Genomic DNA, 14,115 nt, shown 5'->3' on the forward strand with positions numbered 1-14,115 from the left:
ATCAGAACACCTGGCAGAGGACTTCGCCGCCGACGTTCTCGGCGCGGGCTTCCGCGTCAGACAGAACGCCCTTCGGCGTGGAGACGATGGTGATTCCAAGGCCGTTTTTCACGCGCGGCAGCTCGGTGGCGCCGGCGTAAACGCGGCGGCCGGGCTTGGACACGCGCGACAGATGCTGGATCGCCGGCTGGCCTTCGAAATACTTCAGCTCGATACGGATGTTCGGCTGCGGGCCGGTGGTTTCCTCGTTGGAGTAGCCACGGATATAGCCTTCGCGCTGAAGCACGTCGAGAACGGAGGCCCGAAGACGGGACGCGGGCGTCAGCACGCTGTCCTTCTTGGCGGACTGGCCGTTGCGGATGCGGGTGAGCATATCACCCAGAGGATCGGTCATGTTCATCTGTCGGCCCTTACCAGCTCGACTTCGTGACGCCGGGGATCAGGCCCTTGTTGGCCAGTTCACGCAGCATCACGCGGGAAAGCTTGAACTTGCGGTAGTAAGCGCGGCTGCGCCCCGTCAGTTCACAGCGGTTGCGCACGCGGGTGGGGTTCGCGTTGCGGGGAAGCTCGGCCATTTTCAGCCGCGCCACCAGACGCTCACCCTCGTCGCGGCTTTCATCGTCCGCGATCGCCTTCAGCTTCTCGAACTTGGCCGCATACTGTTTCACCAGCTGCTTGCGACGCTCGTTCTTGTTGATCGAACTCAGTTTCGCCATGGACTTAAGCTCTCTCTATCTCAAGCCGCTGCCTGCTGGCGCGCTTCGGCGTCGCCAACAAAAGGCATTCCGAACAGGCGAAGAAGCGCGCGCGCCTCGTCGTCGGTTCCGGCTGTGGTGGTGATGATGATGTCCATACCCCGGATCTTGTCGATCCGGTCATAGGGCACTTCCGGGAAGATGATCTGTTCTTTCAGGCCCATCGCATAATTGCCACGGCCGTCGAAGCTCTTCGGGTTCACGCCCCGGAAGTCCTTCACGCGCGGCAGCGCGATGGTGATCAGACGATCCAGGAACTCGTACATGTTGTCACGGCGCAGGGTCACCTTGCAGCCGATCGGCATGCCTTCACGCAGCTTGAACTGCGCGATCGACTTCTTGGCCTTCGTGACGACAGGCTTCTGGCCGGCGATTGCCATCATTTCGGCAGCCGCGATTTCGACCTTCTTCTTGTCCTGGGTGGCTTCACCGACACCCATGTTGATCACGATCTTCTCGATCTTCGGGACCTGCATCGGGTTGGTGTACCCGAACTGCTCGGTCATCGCCTTGCGGATGCTCTCGTCATAGAGCTTCTGCATCCGCGGCTTTGCTTTTTGGTCAGCCATTCAGCACCTCGCCCGAGCCCTTCAGGACCCGCACCTTCTTGCCGTCGCGCACTTCGAAGCCGACACGGGCAGCCTTGCCCGTCTTCGGATCCTTAATCGCCACGTTCGACACATGGATCGGCGCTTCACGCCGCTTCACGCCACCTTCCGGATCGGCTTGCGAAGGCTTGGTGTGACGCGAAATCATGTTCACGCCGGACACCACAACCTTGCCGTCCTTCGGCAGCGACTTGACGACCTGACCTTCGCGGCCCTTGTCCTTGCCGGACAGGATCACGACGGTGTCGCCCTTTTTAATCTTCGCCATCGACATCACAGCACCTCCGGCGCGAGCGAGATGATCTTCATATGGCCGGTCGAGCGCAGCTCGCGGACCACCGGGCCAAAGATACGGGTGCCGATCGGCTCCTCGTTCTTGTTGATCAGCACGGCGGCGTTGCCATCGAAGCGGATCACCGAACCGTCTGCCCGGCGGATGTCCTTGGCGGTGCGGACGACGACCGCGCGATGCACGTCACCCTTCTTCACCCGGCCCTTGGGGGAGGCTTCCTTCACCGAGACGACGATCACGTCGCCCACACCGGCGAAGCGGCGCTTGGACCCGCCAAGCACCTTGATGCACATCACTTCCTTGGCACCGGAGTTGTCGGCAACGTCCAGCCTGGTTTGCATCTGGATCATGGATCAGCCCACCTTTTCCAGCACGCGCCAGGTCTTCAGCTTGGAAACCGGCGCACATTCCTCGATCCGCACAACGTCACCGGCCTTGATGGCATTGGCTTCGTCATGGGCATGATATTTTTTCGAACGGCGGATGATCTTGCCATACAGGGGGTGCGGCACCTGCCGCTCCACCAGCACAACAACGGTCTTATCCGTCTTGTCGGAGACCACCGTCCCCTGAAGCACACGCTTGGGCATGGTTGGCTCCTTAAGATGCGGCTGCCTGGGTTTTGGCCCGGGCAGTCTGTTCGGTCTGGATGCGGGCGATGCTGCGACGCACCTCCTTCACCCGGCTCGGCTTCTCCAGCTGCGCGGTGGCAGACTGGAAGCGAAGGTTGAGCTGCTCGCGCTTCAGCGCCTGCAGGTCGTTGGCGAGGTCGGCGTCCGACCGGCCCTTGATGTCGTTCTTGGCCATGATCAGTCCTTCTGCTCGCCCAGGCGGGTGACCATCTTCACCTTGATGGGAAGCTTGGCGGCGGCGCGCTCGAAGGCACCGGCAGCGATTTCGTGGCTCACGCCGTCGATCTCGAACATGATCCGGCCCGGCTTCACGCGCGCAACCCAATATTCCGGGTTGCCCTTGCCCGAGCCCATCCGCACTTCGGCAGGCTTGGAGGAAACCGGAACGTCCGGGAAAATGCGGATCCAGAGGCGCCCCTGGCGCTTCATGTGGCGGGTGATCGCGCGGCGGGCGCTTTCGATCTGGCGCGCGGTGATCCGCTCAGGCGCCATCGCCTTCAGGCCGAACGACCCGAAGTTCAGTGCCGTGCCGCCCTTGGCGTCACCGTGAATGCGGCCCTTGAAGGCCTTGCGGAACTTTGTCCGTTTCGGTTGCAGCATCTTGTCTCGCCTTCAGACAGGGAATTGCCCCCGATAAGGCGACGCTTTTGAAGCGTCGCTTATCGTGCGGGGCGAACTCCGGAAGTTTGGGATTCCATCATGATCCGGTCTTGCGCCATCGGGTCGTGACCCAGGATTTCGCCCTTATAGACCCAGACCTTGATGCCGCAGACGCCATAAGCGGTGTGCGCCTGGCCTTCGGCATAATCGACATTGGCGCGCAGCGTGTGCAGCGGCACCTTGCCTTCGCGATAGGTTTCCGTGCGGGCGATTTCCGCCCCGCCCAGACGACCGCCGCAGGTGATCTTGATGCCTTCAGCACCAAGGCGCTGAGCCGACTGAACCGCGCGCTTCATCGCCCGGCGGAAGGCCACGCGGCGCTCCAGCTGGTCTGCGATGCCTTGCGCGATCAGGCGGGCGTCCACTTCCGGCTTGCGGATTTCGACGATGTTGAGCGACACTTCGCTCTTGGTCATCGCACCGATCTGCTTGCGCAGCTTCTCGATGTCGGCGCCCTTCTTGCCGATGATCACGCCCGGACGAGCCGCGAAGATCGAAACCCGGCACAGCTTGGCGGGGCGTTCGATCACCACCTTGGAGATGGCGGCCTGCGGATGCGTCTTCAGGATGAACTGACGGATCTTCAGGTCTTCCAGCAGCAGCCGACCATAGTCGTCACCGGTGGCGAACCAACGGCTGTCCCAGGTGCGGTTGATCTGCAGGCGAAGGCCGATCGGGGAAGTCTTCTGACCCATATTAAGCCTCCTGCCCTTCGGTCACGTCACGCTCCTGCACGACGATGCGGATCTTCGAGAACGGCTTGACGATGCGCGAAGAGCGGCCACGCGCACGGGTCGCGAAGCGCTTCATGCTGATCGACTTGCCGACCGAAGCTTCCTTCACCCACAGCCGGTCGATATCCAGATTGTGGTTGTTTTCGGCGTTGGCAATCGCGGACTGCAGGCACTTCTTCACGTCCACGGCCATCGCCTTGGACGAGAAGGTCAGCGCCACGACAGCCTCTTCCGCCTTCTTGCCGCGGATCAGGCCAGCGACGAGGTTCAGCTTCTGGGCCGAACCGCGCACGGTGGTCGCAACAGCAAGCGCCTCGCGCTCGCCGACCTTGCGACCTGCTTGGGGTTTCGACATCTCAGCTTACCTCTTCGACTTTTTGTCGGCGGCGTGGCCCGGGAAGGTCCGCGTCGGCGCGAACTCACCCAGCTTCATGCCAACCATTTCTTCCGACACCGAAACCGGCACGAACTTCTTGCCGTTGTACACGCTGAACGTGTGGCCAACGAACTGCGGCAGGATCGTCGAGCGCCGCGACCAAGTCTTGATCGGGCCACGAGCGCCCGATTCCACCTTCTTCAGCAGGCTCAGTTCGACGAACGGGCCCTTCCAAACGGAACGTGCCATCGCTTACCTCTTCTTCTTCGCGTGGCGAGAACGGATAATCATCTTGTCCGTCGCCTTGTTCGAACGAGTCTTGGCACCCTTGGTCGGCTTGCCCCACGGAGTCACCGGGTGGCGGCCGCCCGAAGTCCGGCCTTCACCACCGCCGTGCGGGTGGTCGACCGGGTTCTTGGCGACACCGCGCGTCAGCGGGCGAACGCCCAGCCAGCGCTTGCGGCCAGCCTTGGCCAGATACTGGTTCGAGTTGTCCGGGTTGGAAACCGCACCCACCGTCGCCATGCACTCAGAGCGGACATAGCGCTGCTCGCCCGAGTTCAGGCGGATGATCACCATGCCGCGGTCACGGCCGACAACCTGAATGAAGGTGCCGGCGGCGCGGGCCAGCTGGCCGCCCTTGCCGGGCTTCAGTTCCACGTTGTGCACGATGGTGCCGACCGGGATCTGGCCGATTTCCATCGCGTTGCCGGGCTTCACGTCCACCTTCTTGCCGGCCACCACGCTGTCGCCGGGGGCGAGGCGTTGCGGGGCGAGGATGTAGGCCTGCTTGCCGTCTGCATAGGTCACCAGCGCGATGAACGCCGAGCGGTTCGGGTCATATTCCAGACGCTCGACAGTCGCGGGGGCATCCCACGTGCGGCGCTTGAAATCAATGATCCGGTAGCTCTGCTTGTGGCCACCACCGATGCCACGGGCCGTTGCATGGCCCATGTTGTTGCGGCCGCCGGACTTGGTCTTGCCGACCGTCAGCGCCTTAACCGGCTTGCCCTTGTGGAGCGCCGAGCGATCGACGAGCACAAGGCCGCGGCGGGCCGGGCTCGTCGGATTATACTGCTTCAGTGCCATGGCGTCAGATACCTGTCGTCACATCGATCGACTGGCCGTCGGCCAGCGTCACGATTGCCTTCTTGACGTCGTTGCGCCGGTAGGGCTTGCCCCGCCAGGTCTTCGACTTACCCTTCTGGATCAGCGTGTTCACAGCCGTGACCTTCACGCTGAACAGCGCTTCGATCGCCGCCTTGATCTCCGGCTTGGAGGCCGTCTTGGCGACTTCGAACACCAGTTGGTTATGCTCTCCGACCAGCGTCGACTTTTCCGTGATGATGGGCTTCACCACCACGTCATAGTGCTTCAGGTCGATGGTTTCGGATTGCTTAGCCATTGAAACGCGCCTCCAGCGATTCGATCGCGGCGCGCGTCAGCACCAGATGATCGTGGTTCAGAATGTCATAGACATTGGCGCCGATCGCGGGGAGCACATCAACCTTGTACAGGTTGCGGCTGGCCAGAGCGAAGTTCACGTCGACAGCGGAACCGTCGATGAACAGGCCGTTGGCGACGCCGAGCTTTTCCAGATTGCCCTTCAGCGCCTTGGTCTTGGCAGCGTCCAGCACCAGATTGTCCACGACGACCAGCTTGCCTTCGCGCGCCTTGGCAGACAGCGCGACCTTCAGGCCCAGAACCCGAACCTTCTTGTTCAGGCCGGGGTTGAAGTCGCGGGCCACCGGGCCGTGCGCCTTGCCACCGCCGATGAATTGCGGGGCCGCACGGTTGCCGTGACGAGCGGTGCCGCCACCCTTCTGCTTGCCGAACTTCTTGCCGGTGCGGCTGATGTCCGAACGACGCTTCGAGCCACGGGCGGTGCCACGGCGCTTTTCCAGCTGCCAGGTCACGACGCGGTGCAGGATGTCGGCGCGCGGCTCCAGCCCGAAAATCTCCGGGTTCAGCTCGAGCTCGCCGGTCTTGCCGCCGTCAAGCGTTTGCACTTGCACCTTCATCACGCTTGCTCCTCAACAGTCGCTTCGACAGCCGGAGCTTCTTGCGCGGGGGTTTCAGCCGGAGCACCGGCCGTCTTCACCGACGCCGGATAAGGCGCATCGGCCGGACGCGAAACCTTCACGGAATCGCGGATCAGCAGCCAGCCGCCCTTGGAACCCGGCACGGAACCGCGCACGAACAGCAGATCACGCTCAACGTCCGTCTGGACGATTTCGAGGTTCTGCTGGGTGCGGTTCTTGTCACCCATGTGACCGGCCATCTTCTTGTTCTTGAACACCTTGCCGGGGTCCTGACGGTTACCCGTAGACCCGTGCGACCGGTGCGAGACCGAAACGCCGTGGGTCGCGCGCAGACCGCCGAAACCCCAACGCTTCATGGCGCCCGCAAAGCCCTTGCCCTGCGTCGCGCCCGTCACATCGACCAGCTGGCCGACGAGAAAATGATCTGCGGAAATCGTCGCGCCGACTTCGACCAGAGCGTCTTCCGCCACCGGGAATTCAGCGAGAACAGCCTTCGGCTCCACTTCCGCCTTGGCGAAGTGGCCACGCTCGGGCTTGGTCAGATTCTTGGCCTTGGCCGAGCCCGCGCCGAGCTGGATCGCGACATAGCCGTCGCGGTCCGCCGTCTTCTGGGCGACGACCTGGTTCGTTTCGAGGGCCAGGACCGTGACGGGCACATGGACCCCGTCTTCACGGAACAGGCGGGTCATCCCCACCTTCCTGGCGATAACGCCGGTTCGCATTTCCATTCCTTCATCAGAGGCCCTTGCCGGCGAAATGCCATCGGGGCTTGAAACTCAGAGGCCCGCCGAAAAACGCCGGAGGGCTTGGCTACAGCAGAAATCAACCTTGCAGTTTGATTTCCACGTCCACACCGGCGGCCAGATCCAGCTTCATCAGCGCATCGACCGTCTGCGGAGTCGGCTTCACGATATCGAGAAGCCGCTTGTAGGTGCGGACTTCGAACTGCTCGCGCGACTTCTTGTCGACGTGCGGCGAGCGGTTCACCGTGAACTTTTCGATCCGGGTCGGAAGGGGGATCGGGCCGCGGACATCGGCACCCGTGCGCTTGGCGGTGTCGGCAATCTCTCCGGTCGCGGCGTCAAGCACGCGGTGATCGAAGGCCTTCAGTCGGATGCGGATATTCTGCGTTTCCATATTCCCAAACTTCTCTCGTTCCGGCGAGGCGTTCCCAGCAAGACATGCTCACGGGGGTCAGCTTCACCGATTCAAACCAGGATCGACAGTCCAAACAGCTTCGCTTCACAGCGATCCGCCAAGCCCTGAAAGCGGGCTTCGGCATCACACCAAAAGCAATCCCGCCCAGCCAGCGACGAATCACCGGCCGGGCGGGAGGCAGCCCTATATTACTTAATGATCGACGCCACAACCCCTGCGCCGACGGTCCGGCCGCCTTCGCGAATGGCGAAGCGCAGGCCTTGCTCCATGGCGATCGGAGCGATCAGCTTCACGCCGAGCGTGATGTTGTCGCCGGGCATGACCATTTCCGTGCCTTCCGGCAGTTCGACAGTGCCCGTCACGTCGGTCGTGCGGAAGTAGAACTGCGGGCGATAGTTGGCGAAGAACGGCGTGTGACGGCCACCTTCATCCTTCGACAGCACGTAAACTTCGGCCTTGAACTCGGTGTGCGGCTTGATGGAGCCGGGCTTGCAGAGAACCTGGCCGCGCTCCACGTCTTCACGCTTCGTGCCGCGCAGCAGCGCGCCGATGTTGTCGCCGGCCTGACCTTGATCCAGCAGCTTGCGGAACATTTCGACGCCGGTCACCGTGGTCTTCACGGTGTCCTTGATGCCGACGATTTCGACTTCTTCGCCAACCTTCACGATGCCGGTTTCGACACGGCCGGTCACCACGGTGCCGCGACCGGAGATCGAGAACACGTCTTCGATCGGCATCAGGAACGGCTTGTCCAGCGGACGTTCCGGCTGCGGGATGTAGCTGTCGACAGCGGCCATCAGCTTCAGCACGGCGTCGCGGCCGATTTCCGGCTTCTTGTCTTCCAGAGCCATCAGGGCCGAACCCTTGATGATCGGAATATCGTCGCCCGGGAAGTCGTACTTGGACAGCAGCTCGCGGATTTCCAGCTCGACGAGTTCGAGGATTTCCTCGTCGTCGACCTGATCGACCTTGTTCATGAACACCACCAGAGCCGGCACGCCGACCTGCTTCGCCAGCAGGATGTGCTCGCGGGTTTGCGGCATCGGGCCGTCGGTGGCGGACACGACGAGGATCGCGCCGTCCATCTGCGCCGCGCCGGTGATCATGTTCTTCACATAGTCGGCGTGGCCGGGGCAGTCGACGTGGGCATAGTGCCGGTCGGCCGTTTCATATTCGACGTGCGCCGTCGAAATGGTGATGCCGCGCTCGCGCTCTTCCGGGGCCTTGTCGATCATGTCGTAGGCCGTGAAGGTGGCGCCGCCGGTTTCAGCCAGCACCTTGGTGATGGCAGCCGTCAGCGAGGTCTTGCCATGGTCAACGTGACCGATGGTGCCGATGTTGCAGTGCGGCTTGTTCCGCTCAAACTTCGCCTTCGCCATTTGGGTTTCCTCTTTGCTTTAATCTGTTGTCTGTTGCTTGTGGATCAGCCGGGTTCAGCCCAGCTTTGCCTTCACTTCTTCGGCCACGTTCGAAGGCACTTCTTCGTAATGGCTGAATTGCATCGTATATTGTGCACGGCCCTGCGTCATCGAACGCAGCTGGTTCACATAACCGAACATGTTCGCCAGCGGGACCATGGCTTCGATCACCTGGGCGTTGCCCCGGGTATCGGTGCCCTGAATCTGGCCACGGCGGCTGTTCAGGTCGCCGATGCAGTCGCCCATGAAGTCTTCGGGCGTCACCACTTCCACCTTCATCATCGGCTCAAGCAGCTTGATGCCGGACTTGGTGGCCGCTTCGCGCATCGCGCCGCGGCCGGTGATTTCGAACGCCAGCGCCGACGAGTCGACGTCGTGGTAGGCGCCGTCATACAGCGTTACCTTGAAGTCGATGATCGGGAAGCCGATCAGCGCGCCCGAAGCCGCGACTTCACGGATGCCCTTTTCAACCGCCGGGATATATTCCTTCGGAACGTTCCCGCCCTTCACTTCGTCGACGAAGAGGATGCCGGTGCCACGTTCGCCGGGCTCCACGATCATCTTCACACGGCCGAACTGGCCGGTGCCGCCGGACTGCTTCTTGTGGGTGAAATCGATATCGACCTTGCGGGCCAGCGATTCCCGATACGCCACCTGCGGCGCACCGACATTGGCTTCCACCTTGAATTCACGCTTCATGCGGTCGACGAGGATTTCGAGGTGAAGTTCACCCATCCCCTTGATGATCGTCTGGCCGGATTCGATGTCCGACGTCACGCGGAAGCTCGGGTCTTCCTGTGCCAGCCGGTTGAGCGCGATGCCCATCTTTTCCTGGTCGGCCTTGGTCTTGGGTTCCACGGCCACTTCGATCACCGGCTCGGGGAATTCCATGCGCTCAAGGATGATCGGCTTCAGCGGCGCGCACAGCGTGTCGCCAGTGGTCGTTTCCTTCAGGCCCACCAGCGCGACGATGTCGCCGGCATAGGCTTCCTTGATGTCTTCCCGGTTGTTGGCATGCATCAGCAGCATGCGGCCGATCTTCTCGCGCTTGTCCTTCACCGAGTTCAGCACCGAGGTGCCGGTCTCCAGCTTGCCGGAATAGATGCGCGCGAAGGTCAGAGAACCGACGAACGGATCGCTCATGATCTTGAACGCCAGCGCGCTGAACGGCGCGTCGTCGCTCGCGTCGCGGGTGTCTTCCTCTTCCGTGCCGGGCTTCACGCCCTGCACGGCCGGGATGTCCAGCGGGCTCGGCAGATAGTCGATCACGGCGTCGAGCAGGGGCTGCACACCCTTGTTCTTGAACGCCGAACCGCACAGCACCGGCACGAAATCGAACGCCAGCGTGCCCTTGCGGATCAGCGCCTTCAGCAGCGCCGTCTCCGGCTCGGTGCCTTCCAGATAGGCTTCCATCGCCGCGTCGTCCTGCTCGACGGCGATTTCGATGAGCTCGGCACGGGCAGCGGCAGCCGCATCGGCATATTCAGCCGGGATGGGCTGATATTCGAACTTCGCGCCCAGCGATTCTTCCAGCCAGATGATGGCGCGGTTCTCGACGAGATCGACGAGACCCTTGAAATCGCCTTCCAGACCGATGGGCAGATAAAGCACCGCCGGGCGGGCGCCCAGACGATCCTTGATCATCTGCACGCAGCGATCGAAGTTGGCGCCGGTGCGGTCCAGCTTGTTCACGAAGCACATGCGCGGCACGCGATACTTGTCGGCCTGACGCCACACCGTTTCCGATTGCGGCTCCACGCCGGCCACGCCGTCGAAGCAGGTGATCGCGCCATCCAGCACGCGCAGCGAACGCTCGACTTCAATCGTGAAGTCCACGTGGCCGGGCGTGTCGATGATGTTGATGCGGTGGTCGTTCCAGAAGCAGGTCGTCGCGGCGGACGTGATGGTGATGCCCCGCTCCTGCTCTTGTTCCATCCAGTCCATCGTGGCCGTGCCTTCATGCACTTCCCCGATCTTATAGGACTTTCCGGTGTAATAGAGAATCCGCTCGGTCGTGGTCGTCTTGCCGGCATCGATGTGGGCCATGATGCCGATGTTGCGATACTTCTCAAGCGGGTGAGAGCGAGGCATGATTTGCTCCGGAACTTTAGAGTTTGATGACCAGCGCCAGTCTTGGCACCAGCCGCTGTTACCAGCGGTAGTGCGAGAAGGCGCGGTTGGCTTCCGCCATCTTGTGCGTGTCTTCGCGCTTCTTGACGGCCGCGCCACGGTTGTTGGCGGCTTCCATCAGTTCAGCCGACAGACGCGCCGACATGGTCTTTTCCGGGCGGTTCCGGGCCGAGGCGATCAGCCAGCGGATGGCCAGCGCCTGCGCACGTTCCGCACGGACTTCGACGGGCACCTGATAGGTGGCACCGCCGACCCGGCGCGAGCGCACTTCGACGAGCGGACGCACATTGGCGAGCGCATCGTGGAACACGCCGATCGGGTCACGCTTGGCGCGCGCCTCTACGGTGTCCAGCGCCGAATAGACGATGGTTTCCGCAACGGACTTCTTCCCCTCGTACATCACGAGGTTCATGAATTTGGTGAGAACCTGATCGCCGAAACGGGGATCAGGCAGGATTTCGCGCTTCTCTGGGCGACGACGACGTGACATGTGCTTGGTCTCCCCAGCTTACTTCGGACGCTTCGCGCCGTACTTCGAGCGCGATTGCTTGCGGTTCTTGACGCCTTGCGTGTCGAGCACGCCGCGGAGCACGTGGTAACGCACGCCGGGCAAATCCTTCACGCGGCCGCCGCGAATCAGAACCACAGAGTGTTCCTGAAGGTTGTGGCCTTCACCGGGGATGTAGCCGATGACTTCGAAGCCGTTGGTGAGACGGATCTTCGCGACCTTCCGCAGAGCCGAGTTCGGCTTCTTAGGCGTCGTGGTGTAGACCCGGGTGCACACGCCGCGCTTTTGCGGGCAGGACTGCATGGCAGGCGCTGTCTCGCGAACACGCTGGGGCGTACGGCCCTTGCGAATCAACTGGTTAATCGTGGGCATTCGCTCAGTCGTCTTTCTCTGTTCGGCGATCTTCCCCCATGGAAGCGCGCCTACTCCAGTGCCAGGTCCGCCCATGGAAGGGTGCATTGCCTGTTCGCAATGCTCTCCACGGCATAAGCGCGAGCAGCCCCAAAGGGGCCTCCCGCGCACGGCTCGGCCTGTCGTTTTCTGTCTCGCCATCAATGGCCGCCAAAAGGCCGCCCCGGAAAGCGAGCGCCGCCCTTATCCCCGCAGCCCCAAAAGGTCAACAGCCCGTCAGCGACGGTCCGTCACCAGTTCCCCGCCCTTCACCACCGCTTTGGCATGCAGCAGAGGCTGAACATCCGCCAGCGGATCACCCGCCACCGCCACCATGTCGGCATAGCGGCCAACCGCGATTGCGCCCACATCCTTTTCGCGGCCCAGCGCTTCGGCCGCCGTGCTGGTGGCGGCGCGCAGCGCCTGCAGCGGGCTCATGCCATAGCGCGCCATCACCGCGAACTGGTTCACCGCCATATCGTGCGGCATCACCCCGGCGTCCGATCCGAACACCATCTTCACGCCCGCCGCATTGGCCTTGCGGAAGCCCTCGCGCTGGATCTCGGCAATCTCCCGGTCCTTGCGCAGATTGTCCTCCAGCACCCCGTTCTTCGCCCCTTCGGACTGGGTATATTCGGTGTTGTAGATATCCATCGACAGATAGGCGCCCCGCTCCTTCGCCAGCCTGATGCCCTCGTCGTCGATCAGGCTGGCATGTTCGATGGTGTCGATCCCGGCGCGGATCGCCGCCTTGATGCCTGCCGTGCCATGCGCATGCGCCGCCACCTTCACGCCCCACATATGCGCCTCATCGGCGATGGCCTTCAGTTCCTCCTCGCGCAGCTGCTGCTGCCCCGGCTCGGTGTTGCGGCTGAACACGCCGCCGGTCGCGCACACCTTGATCACTTCCGCGCCATATTTGCGCACTTCGCGCACCTTGTGGCGCAACGCCTCCGGCCCATCCGCGACACCCGGACTCGTCCGCGCGAAGCTGGGCGGATAAAAGGTCTCGTCGCAATGGCCGCCGGTCGCCCCCAGCGCATAGCCGGCCGGCACAATGCGCGGGCCGGGCAGCCAGCCATCCTCGATCACCTGCTTGATCGCCACATCGGCATAATCGCCCGAACCGACATTGCGCACAGTGGTGAAGCCGGTGTCCAGCATCCGCCGCGCCTGCACCGCGCCCAGAATCGGCCAATAGGCGTCCGTCTTCAGCTGCGCCTCCATCGGCGGGATGCGCGGATCGCCAGACAGATGCACATGCATGTCGATAAAGCCGGGCACCAAGGTCAGGCCGGGAAAGTCCACGCGCTTGTCGGTGGCGATCTTCAGCGTCAACTGGCTGCCGATCTGCCGGATGCGGCCATCTTCCACCAGAATCGCGGGCTTCTCCACCATCCGGCCGGTCAGCACGTCCAGCATCCGATCCGCCGTGATCAACACCGTTTCCGCCGCCGCCGGAGCGGCAACTATCAGCGCCGCGCCCGCAACCAGAATCGCCTTCAACGCCCGCGCCTTCATCGGTGCCCCCATTGTTATTGCTGCCGCCCCCTCGCCTGCACCGCTTCGCGCCGCTTCGCAACCTCGTCCGGCGTCACCGCCCCGTTCACCGCGCTGGAACGCGCATGCTCCAGCGCCATCCCCTCGCCGAACGTAGCGGCGAAGCCATCGTCGATCAGCTTCTTATAGGCAGCGGAAAAGCCCGGCTCGATCCCGGCCATATCGGCCGCCAGCTTCTTCGCCACCGCCAGCAGCTCGGCCGCCGGCACCACCCGGTTCACCAGCCCCCAGCGTTCCGCCGTGGTTGCATCCAGAAAATTGCCCGACAGGCTGAGTTCCTTCGCCCGATAAATGCCGATCAAACGGCTCAGCTTCTGGCTCAGCCCCCAGCCCGGCATGATGCCCACCCGCGCATGGGTGTCGGCAAAGCGCGCCGCCTCGCTGGCGATCAGCACGTCGCAGGCCAGCGCCACCTCGAAACCACCCGTGATCGCCACCCCGTTGATCGCGCCGATCACCGGCTTCCTGCACTGCTCGATCGCCTTCACAGGATTGGCCTCCGGCGTCTCTCCGGTGGCGTCGCTCATCGCCGTCGCGTCGGAACCAAGTTCCTTCAGGTCCAGCCCGGCAGTGAACGCCCGCTCGCCTGCCCCCGTCAGCACCACCACCCGCACATCGTCGCGCCGGTCCATCTCCACCATCACGGCGGCCAGTTCGGCCCGCAGCGCCTTCGACAGCGCGTTCATCGCCTCCGGCCGGTTCAGCGTCACCACCGCCACGCCGTCTGTGCCGATTTCCGTTTCCACATATGCCATCGCCGCTCCTTCCAGATTATGCCCTGTCTTAGCGCCACCGGCCGCAGCCGGGGCTAGCTATCCACTCTGCCAAGGGCCGCAGGTTGCCCTGCCCGCC

22 protein-coding genes are annotated in these 14,115 nt (G+C 63.0%); all 22 read right to left on the reverse strand.

Going from position 1 to position 14,115, the window contains the following annotated elements:
• Position 1: 1 nt before the first annotated feature.
• A complete protein-coding gene (gene rpsH / locus FJQ54_RS06970) occupies positions 2-400 on the reverse strand; it encodes a 30S ribosomal protein S8 (protein ID WP_140927688.1) in 399 nt (132 codons plus the stop codon).
• A 10-nt stretch (positions 401-410) separates the two neighbouring features.
• A complete protein-coding gene (rpsN, locus tag FJQ54_RS06975) occupies positions 411-716 on the reverse strand; it encodes a 30S ribosomal protein S14 (RefSeq protein WP_140927689.1) in 306 nt (101 codons plus the stop codon).
• Between the two features lie 20 nt (positions 717-736).
• Positions 737-1,324, reverse strand: coding sequence for a 50S ribosomal protein L5 (gene rplE / locus FJQ54_RS06980; protein ID WP_140927690.1), 588 nt, complete (start codon positions 1,322-1,324; stop codon positions 737-739).
• Complete coding sequence (rplX, locus tag FJQ54_RS06985) at positions 1,317-1,637, reverse strand: 50S ribosomal protein L24 (protein ID WP_207790381.1); 321 nt, start codon at positions 1,635-1,637, stop codon at positions 1,317-1,319. Before rplX ends, rplE begins: the two co-directional genes overlap by 8 nt.
• The gene (gene rplN / locus FJQ54_RS06990) at positions 1,637-2,005 is read right to left on the reverse strand and encodes a 50S ribosomal protein L14 (protein ID WP_140927691.1); all 369 of its coding nucleotides are present in this window, start codon (positions 2,003-2,005) and stop codon (positions 1,637-1,639) included. The genes rplX and rplN overlap by 1 nt, the downstream gene beginning before the upstream one ends.
• A gap of 3 nt (positions 2,006-2,008) precedes the next feature.
• Positions 2,009-2,245 carry a 30S ribosomal protein S17 gene (gene rpsQ / locus FJQ54_RS06995; RefSeq protein ID WP_140927692.1) on the reverse strand — a complete coding sequence of 79 codons (237 nt, stop codon included), beginning with the start codon at positions 2,243-2,245 and terminating at the stop codon, positions 2,009-2,011.
• Positions 2,246-2,255: 10 nt separating this feature from the next.
• Positions 2,256-2,462, reverse strand: a complete 207-nt coding sequence (rpmC, locus tag FJQ54_RS07000; protein WP_140927693.1) for a 50S ribosomal protein L29 — start codon at positions 2,460-2,462, stop codon at positions 2,256-2,258.
• Positions 2,463-2,464: 2 nt separating this feature from the next.
• A complete protein-coding gene (gene rplP, locus FJQ54_RS07005; RefSeq protein WP_140927694.1) occupies positions 2,465-2,887 on the reverse strand; it encodes a 50S ribosomal protein L16 in 423 nt (140 codons plus the stop codon).
• Between the two features lie 59 nt (positions 2,888-2,946).
• Positions 2,947-3,642, reverse strand: a complete 696-nt coding sequence (gene rpsC, locus FJQ54_RS07010) for a 30S ribosomal protein S3 (RefSeq protein WP_140927695.1) — start codon at positions 3,640-3,642, stop codon at positions 2,947-2,949.
• 1 nt (position 3,643) lies between these two features.
• Positions 3,644-4,036, reverse strand: coding sequence for a 50S ribosomal protein L22 (gene rplV / locus FJQ54_RS07015; RefSeq protein ID WP_140927696.1), 393 nt, complete (start codon positions 4,034-4,036; stop codon positions 3,644-3,646).
• A 6-nt stretch (positions 4,037-4,042) separates the two neighbouring features.
• On the reverse strand, positions 4,043-4,306 hold the full coding sequence (rpsS, locus tag FJQ54_RS07020) for a 30S ribosomal protein S19 (RefSeq protein ID WP_140927697.1): 264 nt from the start codon (positions 4,304-4,306) through the stop codon (positions 4,043-4,045).
• Between the two features lie 3 nt (positions 4,307-4,309).
• Positions 4,310-5,146, reverse strand: coding sequence for a 50S ribosomal protein L2 (gene rplB, locus FJQ54_RS07025; RefSeq protein ID WP_140927698.1), 837 nt, complete (start codon positions 5,144-5,146; stop codon positions 4,310-4,312).
• A 4-nt stretch (positions 5,147-5,150) separates the two neighbouring features.
• Positions 5,151-5,462 carry a 50S ribosomal protein L23 gene (locus tag FJQ54_RS07030; protein ID WP_140927699.1) on the reverse strand — a complete coding sequence of 104 codons (312 nt, stop codon included), beginning with the start codon at positions 5,460-5,462 and terminating at the stop codon, positions 5,151-5,153.
• On the reverse strand, positions 5,455-6,078 hold the full coding sequence (gene rplD / locus FJQ54_RS07035; RefSeq protein ID WP_140927753.1) for a 50S ribosomal protein L4: 624 nt from the start codon (positions 6,076-6,078) through the stop codon (positions 5,455-5,457). Before rplD ends, FJQ54_RS07030 begins: the two co-directional genes overlap by 8 nt.
• Entirely contained in the window at positions 6,078-6,821 is a 744-nt protein-coding gene (rplC, locus tag FJQ54_RS07040) for a 50S ribosomal protein L3 (RefSeq protein WP_140927700.1), read from the reverse strand. Before rplC ends, rplD begins: the two co-directional genes overlap by 1 nt.
• Before the next feature lie 100 nt (positions 6,822-6,921).
• Positions 6,922-7,236: a 30S ribosomal protein S10 gene (gene rpsJ, locus FJQ54_RS07045; protein ID WP_140927701.1), complete on the reverse strand. Its 315-nt coding sequence runs from the start codon at positions 7,234-7,236 to the stop codon at positions 6,922-6,924.
• A gap of 209 nt (positions 7,237-7,445) precedes the next feature.
• On the reverse strand, positions 7,446-8,636 hold the full coding sequence (tuf, locus tag FJQ54_RS07050) for an elongation factor Tu (RefSeq protein WP_140927702.1): 1,191 nt from the start codon (positions 8,634-8,636) through the stop codon (positions 7,446-7,448).
• A gap of 54 nt (positions 8,637-8,690) precedes the next feature.
• Positions 8,691-10,766 (reverse strand): elongation factor G, encoded by a 2,076-nt coding sequence (gene fusA / locus FJQ54_RS07055; protein ID WP_140927703.1) that lies wholly within the window; start codon positions 10,764-10,766, stop codon positions 8,691-8,693.
• Between the two features lie 58 nt (positions 10,767-10,824).
• Entirely contained in the window at positions 10,825-11,295 is a 471-nt protein-coding gene (gene rpsG / locus FJQ54_RS07060; RefSeq protein WP_140927704.1) for a 30S ribosomal protein S7, read from the reverse strand.
• 18 nt (positions 11,296-11,313) lie between these two features.
• A complete protein-coding gene (gene rpsL, locus FJQ54_RS07065) occupies positions 11,314-11,685 on the reverse strand; it encodes a 30S ribosomal protein S12 (RefSeq protein ID WP_140927705.1) in 372 nt (123 codons plus the stop codon).
• A gap of 255 nt (positions 11,686-11,940) precedes the next feature.
• Positions 11,941-13,236, reverse strand: a complete 1,296-nt coding sequence (locus FJQ54_RS07070) for a Xaa-Pro dipeptidase (protein WP_328592161.1) — start codon at positions 13,234-13,236, stop codon at positions 11,941-11,943.
• 2 nt (positions 13,237-13,238) lie between these two features.
• Complete coding sequence (locus FJQ54_RS07075; protein ID WP_140927706.1) at positions 13,239-14,018, reverse strand: enoyl-CoA hydratase; 780 nt, start codon at positions 14,016-14,018, stop codon at positions 13,239-13,241.
• Positions 14,019-14,115 lie beyond the last annotated feature (97 nt).

This window comes from Sandaracinobacter neustonicus, assembly GCF_006385875.1.
GTDB lineage: Bacteria > Pseudomonadota > Alphaproteobacteria > Sphingomonadales > Sphingomonadaceae > Sandaracinobacteroides > Sandaracinobacteroides neustonicus.

What these genes read in the sequence shown, in the direction of transcription:
- rpsH (WP_140927688.1), bottom strand. Translation starts at nt 400, where the DNA reads ATGAACATGACCGATCCTCTGGGTGATATGCTCACCCGCATCCGCAAC.
- rpsN (WP_140927689.1), bottom strand. Translation starts at nt 716, where the DNA reads ATGGCGAAACTGAGTTCGATCAACAAGAACGAGCGTCGCAAGCAGCTG.
- rplE (WP_140927690.1), bottom strand. Translation starts at nt 1,324, where the DNA reads ATGGCTGACCAAAAAGCAAAGCCGCGGATGCAGAAGCTCTATGACGAG.
- rplX (WP_207790381.1), bottom strand. Translation starts at nt 1,637, where the DNA reads ATGTCGATGGCGAAGATTAAAAAGGGCGACACCGTCGTGATCCTGTCC.
- rplN (WP_140927691.1), bottom strand. Translation starts at nt 2,005, where the DNA reads ATGATCCAGATGCAAACCAGGCTGGACGTTGCCGACAACTCCGGTGCC.
- rpsQ (WP_140927692.1), bottom strand. Translation starts at nt 2,245, where the DNA reads ATGCCCAAGCGTGTGCTTCAGGGGACGGTGGTCTCCGACAAGACGGAT.
- rpmC (WP_140927693.1), bottom strand. Translation starts at nt 2,462, where the DNA reads ATGGCCAAGAACGACATCAAGGGCCGGTCGGACGCCGACCTCGCCAAC.
- rplP (WP_140927694.1), bottom strand. Translation starts at nt 2,887, where the DNA reads ATGCTGCAACCGAAACGGACAAAGTTCCGCAAGGCCTTCAAGGGCCGC.
- rpsC (WP_140927695.1), bottom strand. Translation starts at nt 3,642, where the DNA reads ATGGGTCAGAAGACTTCCCCGATCGGCCTTCGCCTGCAGATCAACCGC.
- rplV (WP_140927696.1), bottom strand. Translation starts at nt 4,036, where the DNA reads ATGTCGAAACCCCAAGCAGGTCGCAAGGTCGGCGAGCGCGAGGCGCTT.
- rpsS (WP_140927697.1), bottom strand. Translation starts at nt 4,306, where the DNA reads ATGGCACGTTCCGTTTGGAAGGGCCCGTTCGTCGAACTGAGCCTGCTG.
- rplB (WP_140927698.1), bottom strand. Translation starts at nt 5,146, where the DNA reads ATGGCACTGAAGCAGTATAATCCGACGAGCCCGGCCCGCCGCGGCCTT.
- FJQ54_RS07030 (WP_140927699.1), bottom strand. Translation starts at nt 5,462, where the DNA reads ATGGCTAAGCAATCCGAAACCATCGACCTGAAGCACTATGACGTGGTG.
- rplD (WP_140927753.1), bottom strand. Translation starts at nt 6,078, where the DNA reads ATGAAGGTGCAAGTGCAAACGCTTGACGGCGGCAAGACCGGCGAGCTC.
- rplC (WP_140927700.1), bottom strand. Translation starts at nt 6,821, where the DNA reads ATGCGAACCGGCGTTATCGCCAGGAAGGTGGGGATGACCCGCCTGTTC.
- rpsJ (WP_140927701.1), bottom strand. Translation starts at nt 7,236, where the DNA reads ATGGAAACGCAGAATATCCGCATCCGACTGAAGGCCTTCGATCACCGC.
- tuf (WP_140927702.1), bottom strand. Translation starts at nt 8,636, where the DNA reads ATGGCGAAGGCGAAGTTTGAGCGGAACAAGCCGCACTGCAACATCGGC.
- fusA (WP_140927703.1), bottom strand. Translation starts at nt 10,766, where the DNA reads ATGCCTCGCTCTCACCCGCTTGAGAAGTATCGCAACATCGGCATCATG.
- rpsG (WP_140927704.1), bottom strand. Translation starts at nt 11,295, where the DNA reads ATGTCACGTCGTCGTCGCCCAGAGAAGCGCGAAATCCTGCCTGATCCC.
- rpsL (WP_140927705.1), bottom strand. Translation starts at nt 11,685, where the DNA reads ATGCCCACGATTAACCAGTTGATTCGCAAGGGCCGTACGCCCCAGCGT.
- FJQ54_RS07070 (WP_328592161.1), bottom strand. Translation starts at nt 13,236, where the DNA reads ATGGGGGCACCGATGAAGGCGCGGGCGTTGAAGGCGATTCTGGTTGCG.
- FJQ54_RS07075 (WP_140927706.1), bottom strand. Translation starts at nt 14,018, where the DNA reads ATGGCATATGTGGAAACGGAAATCGGCACAGACGGCGTGGCGGTGGTG.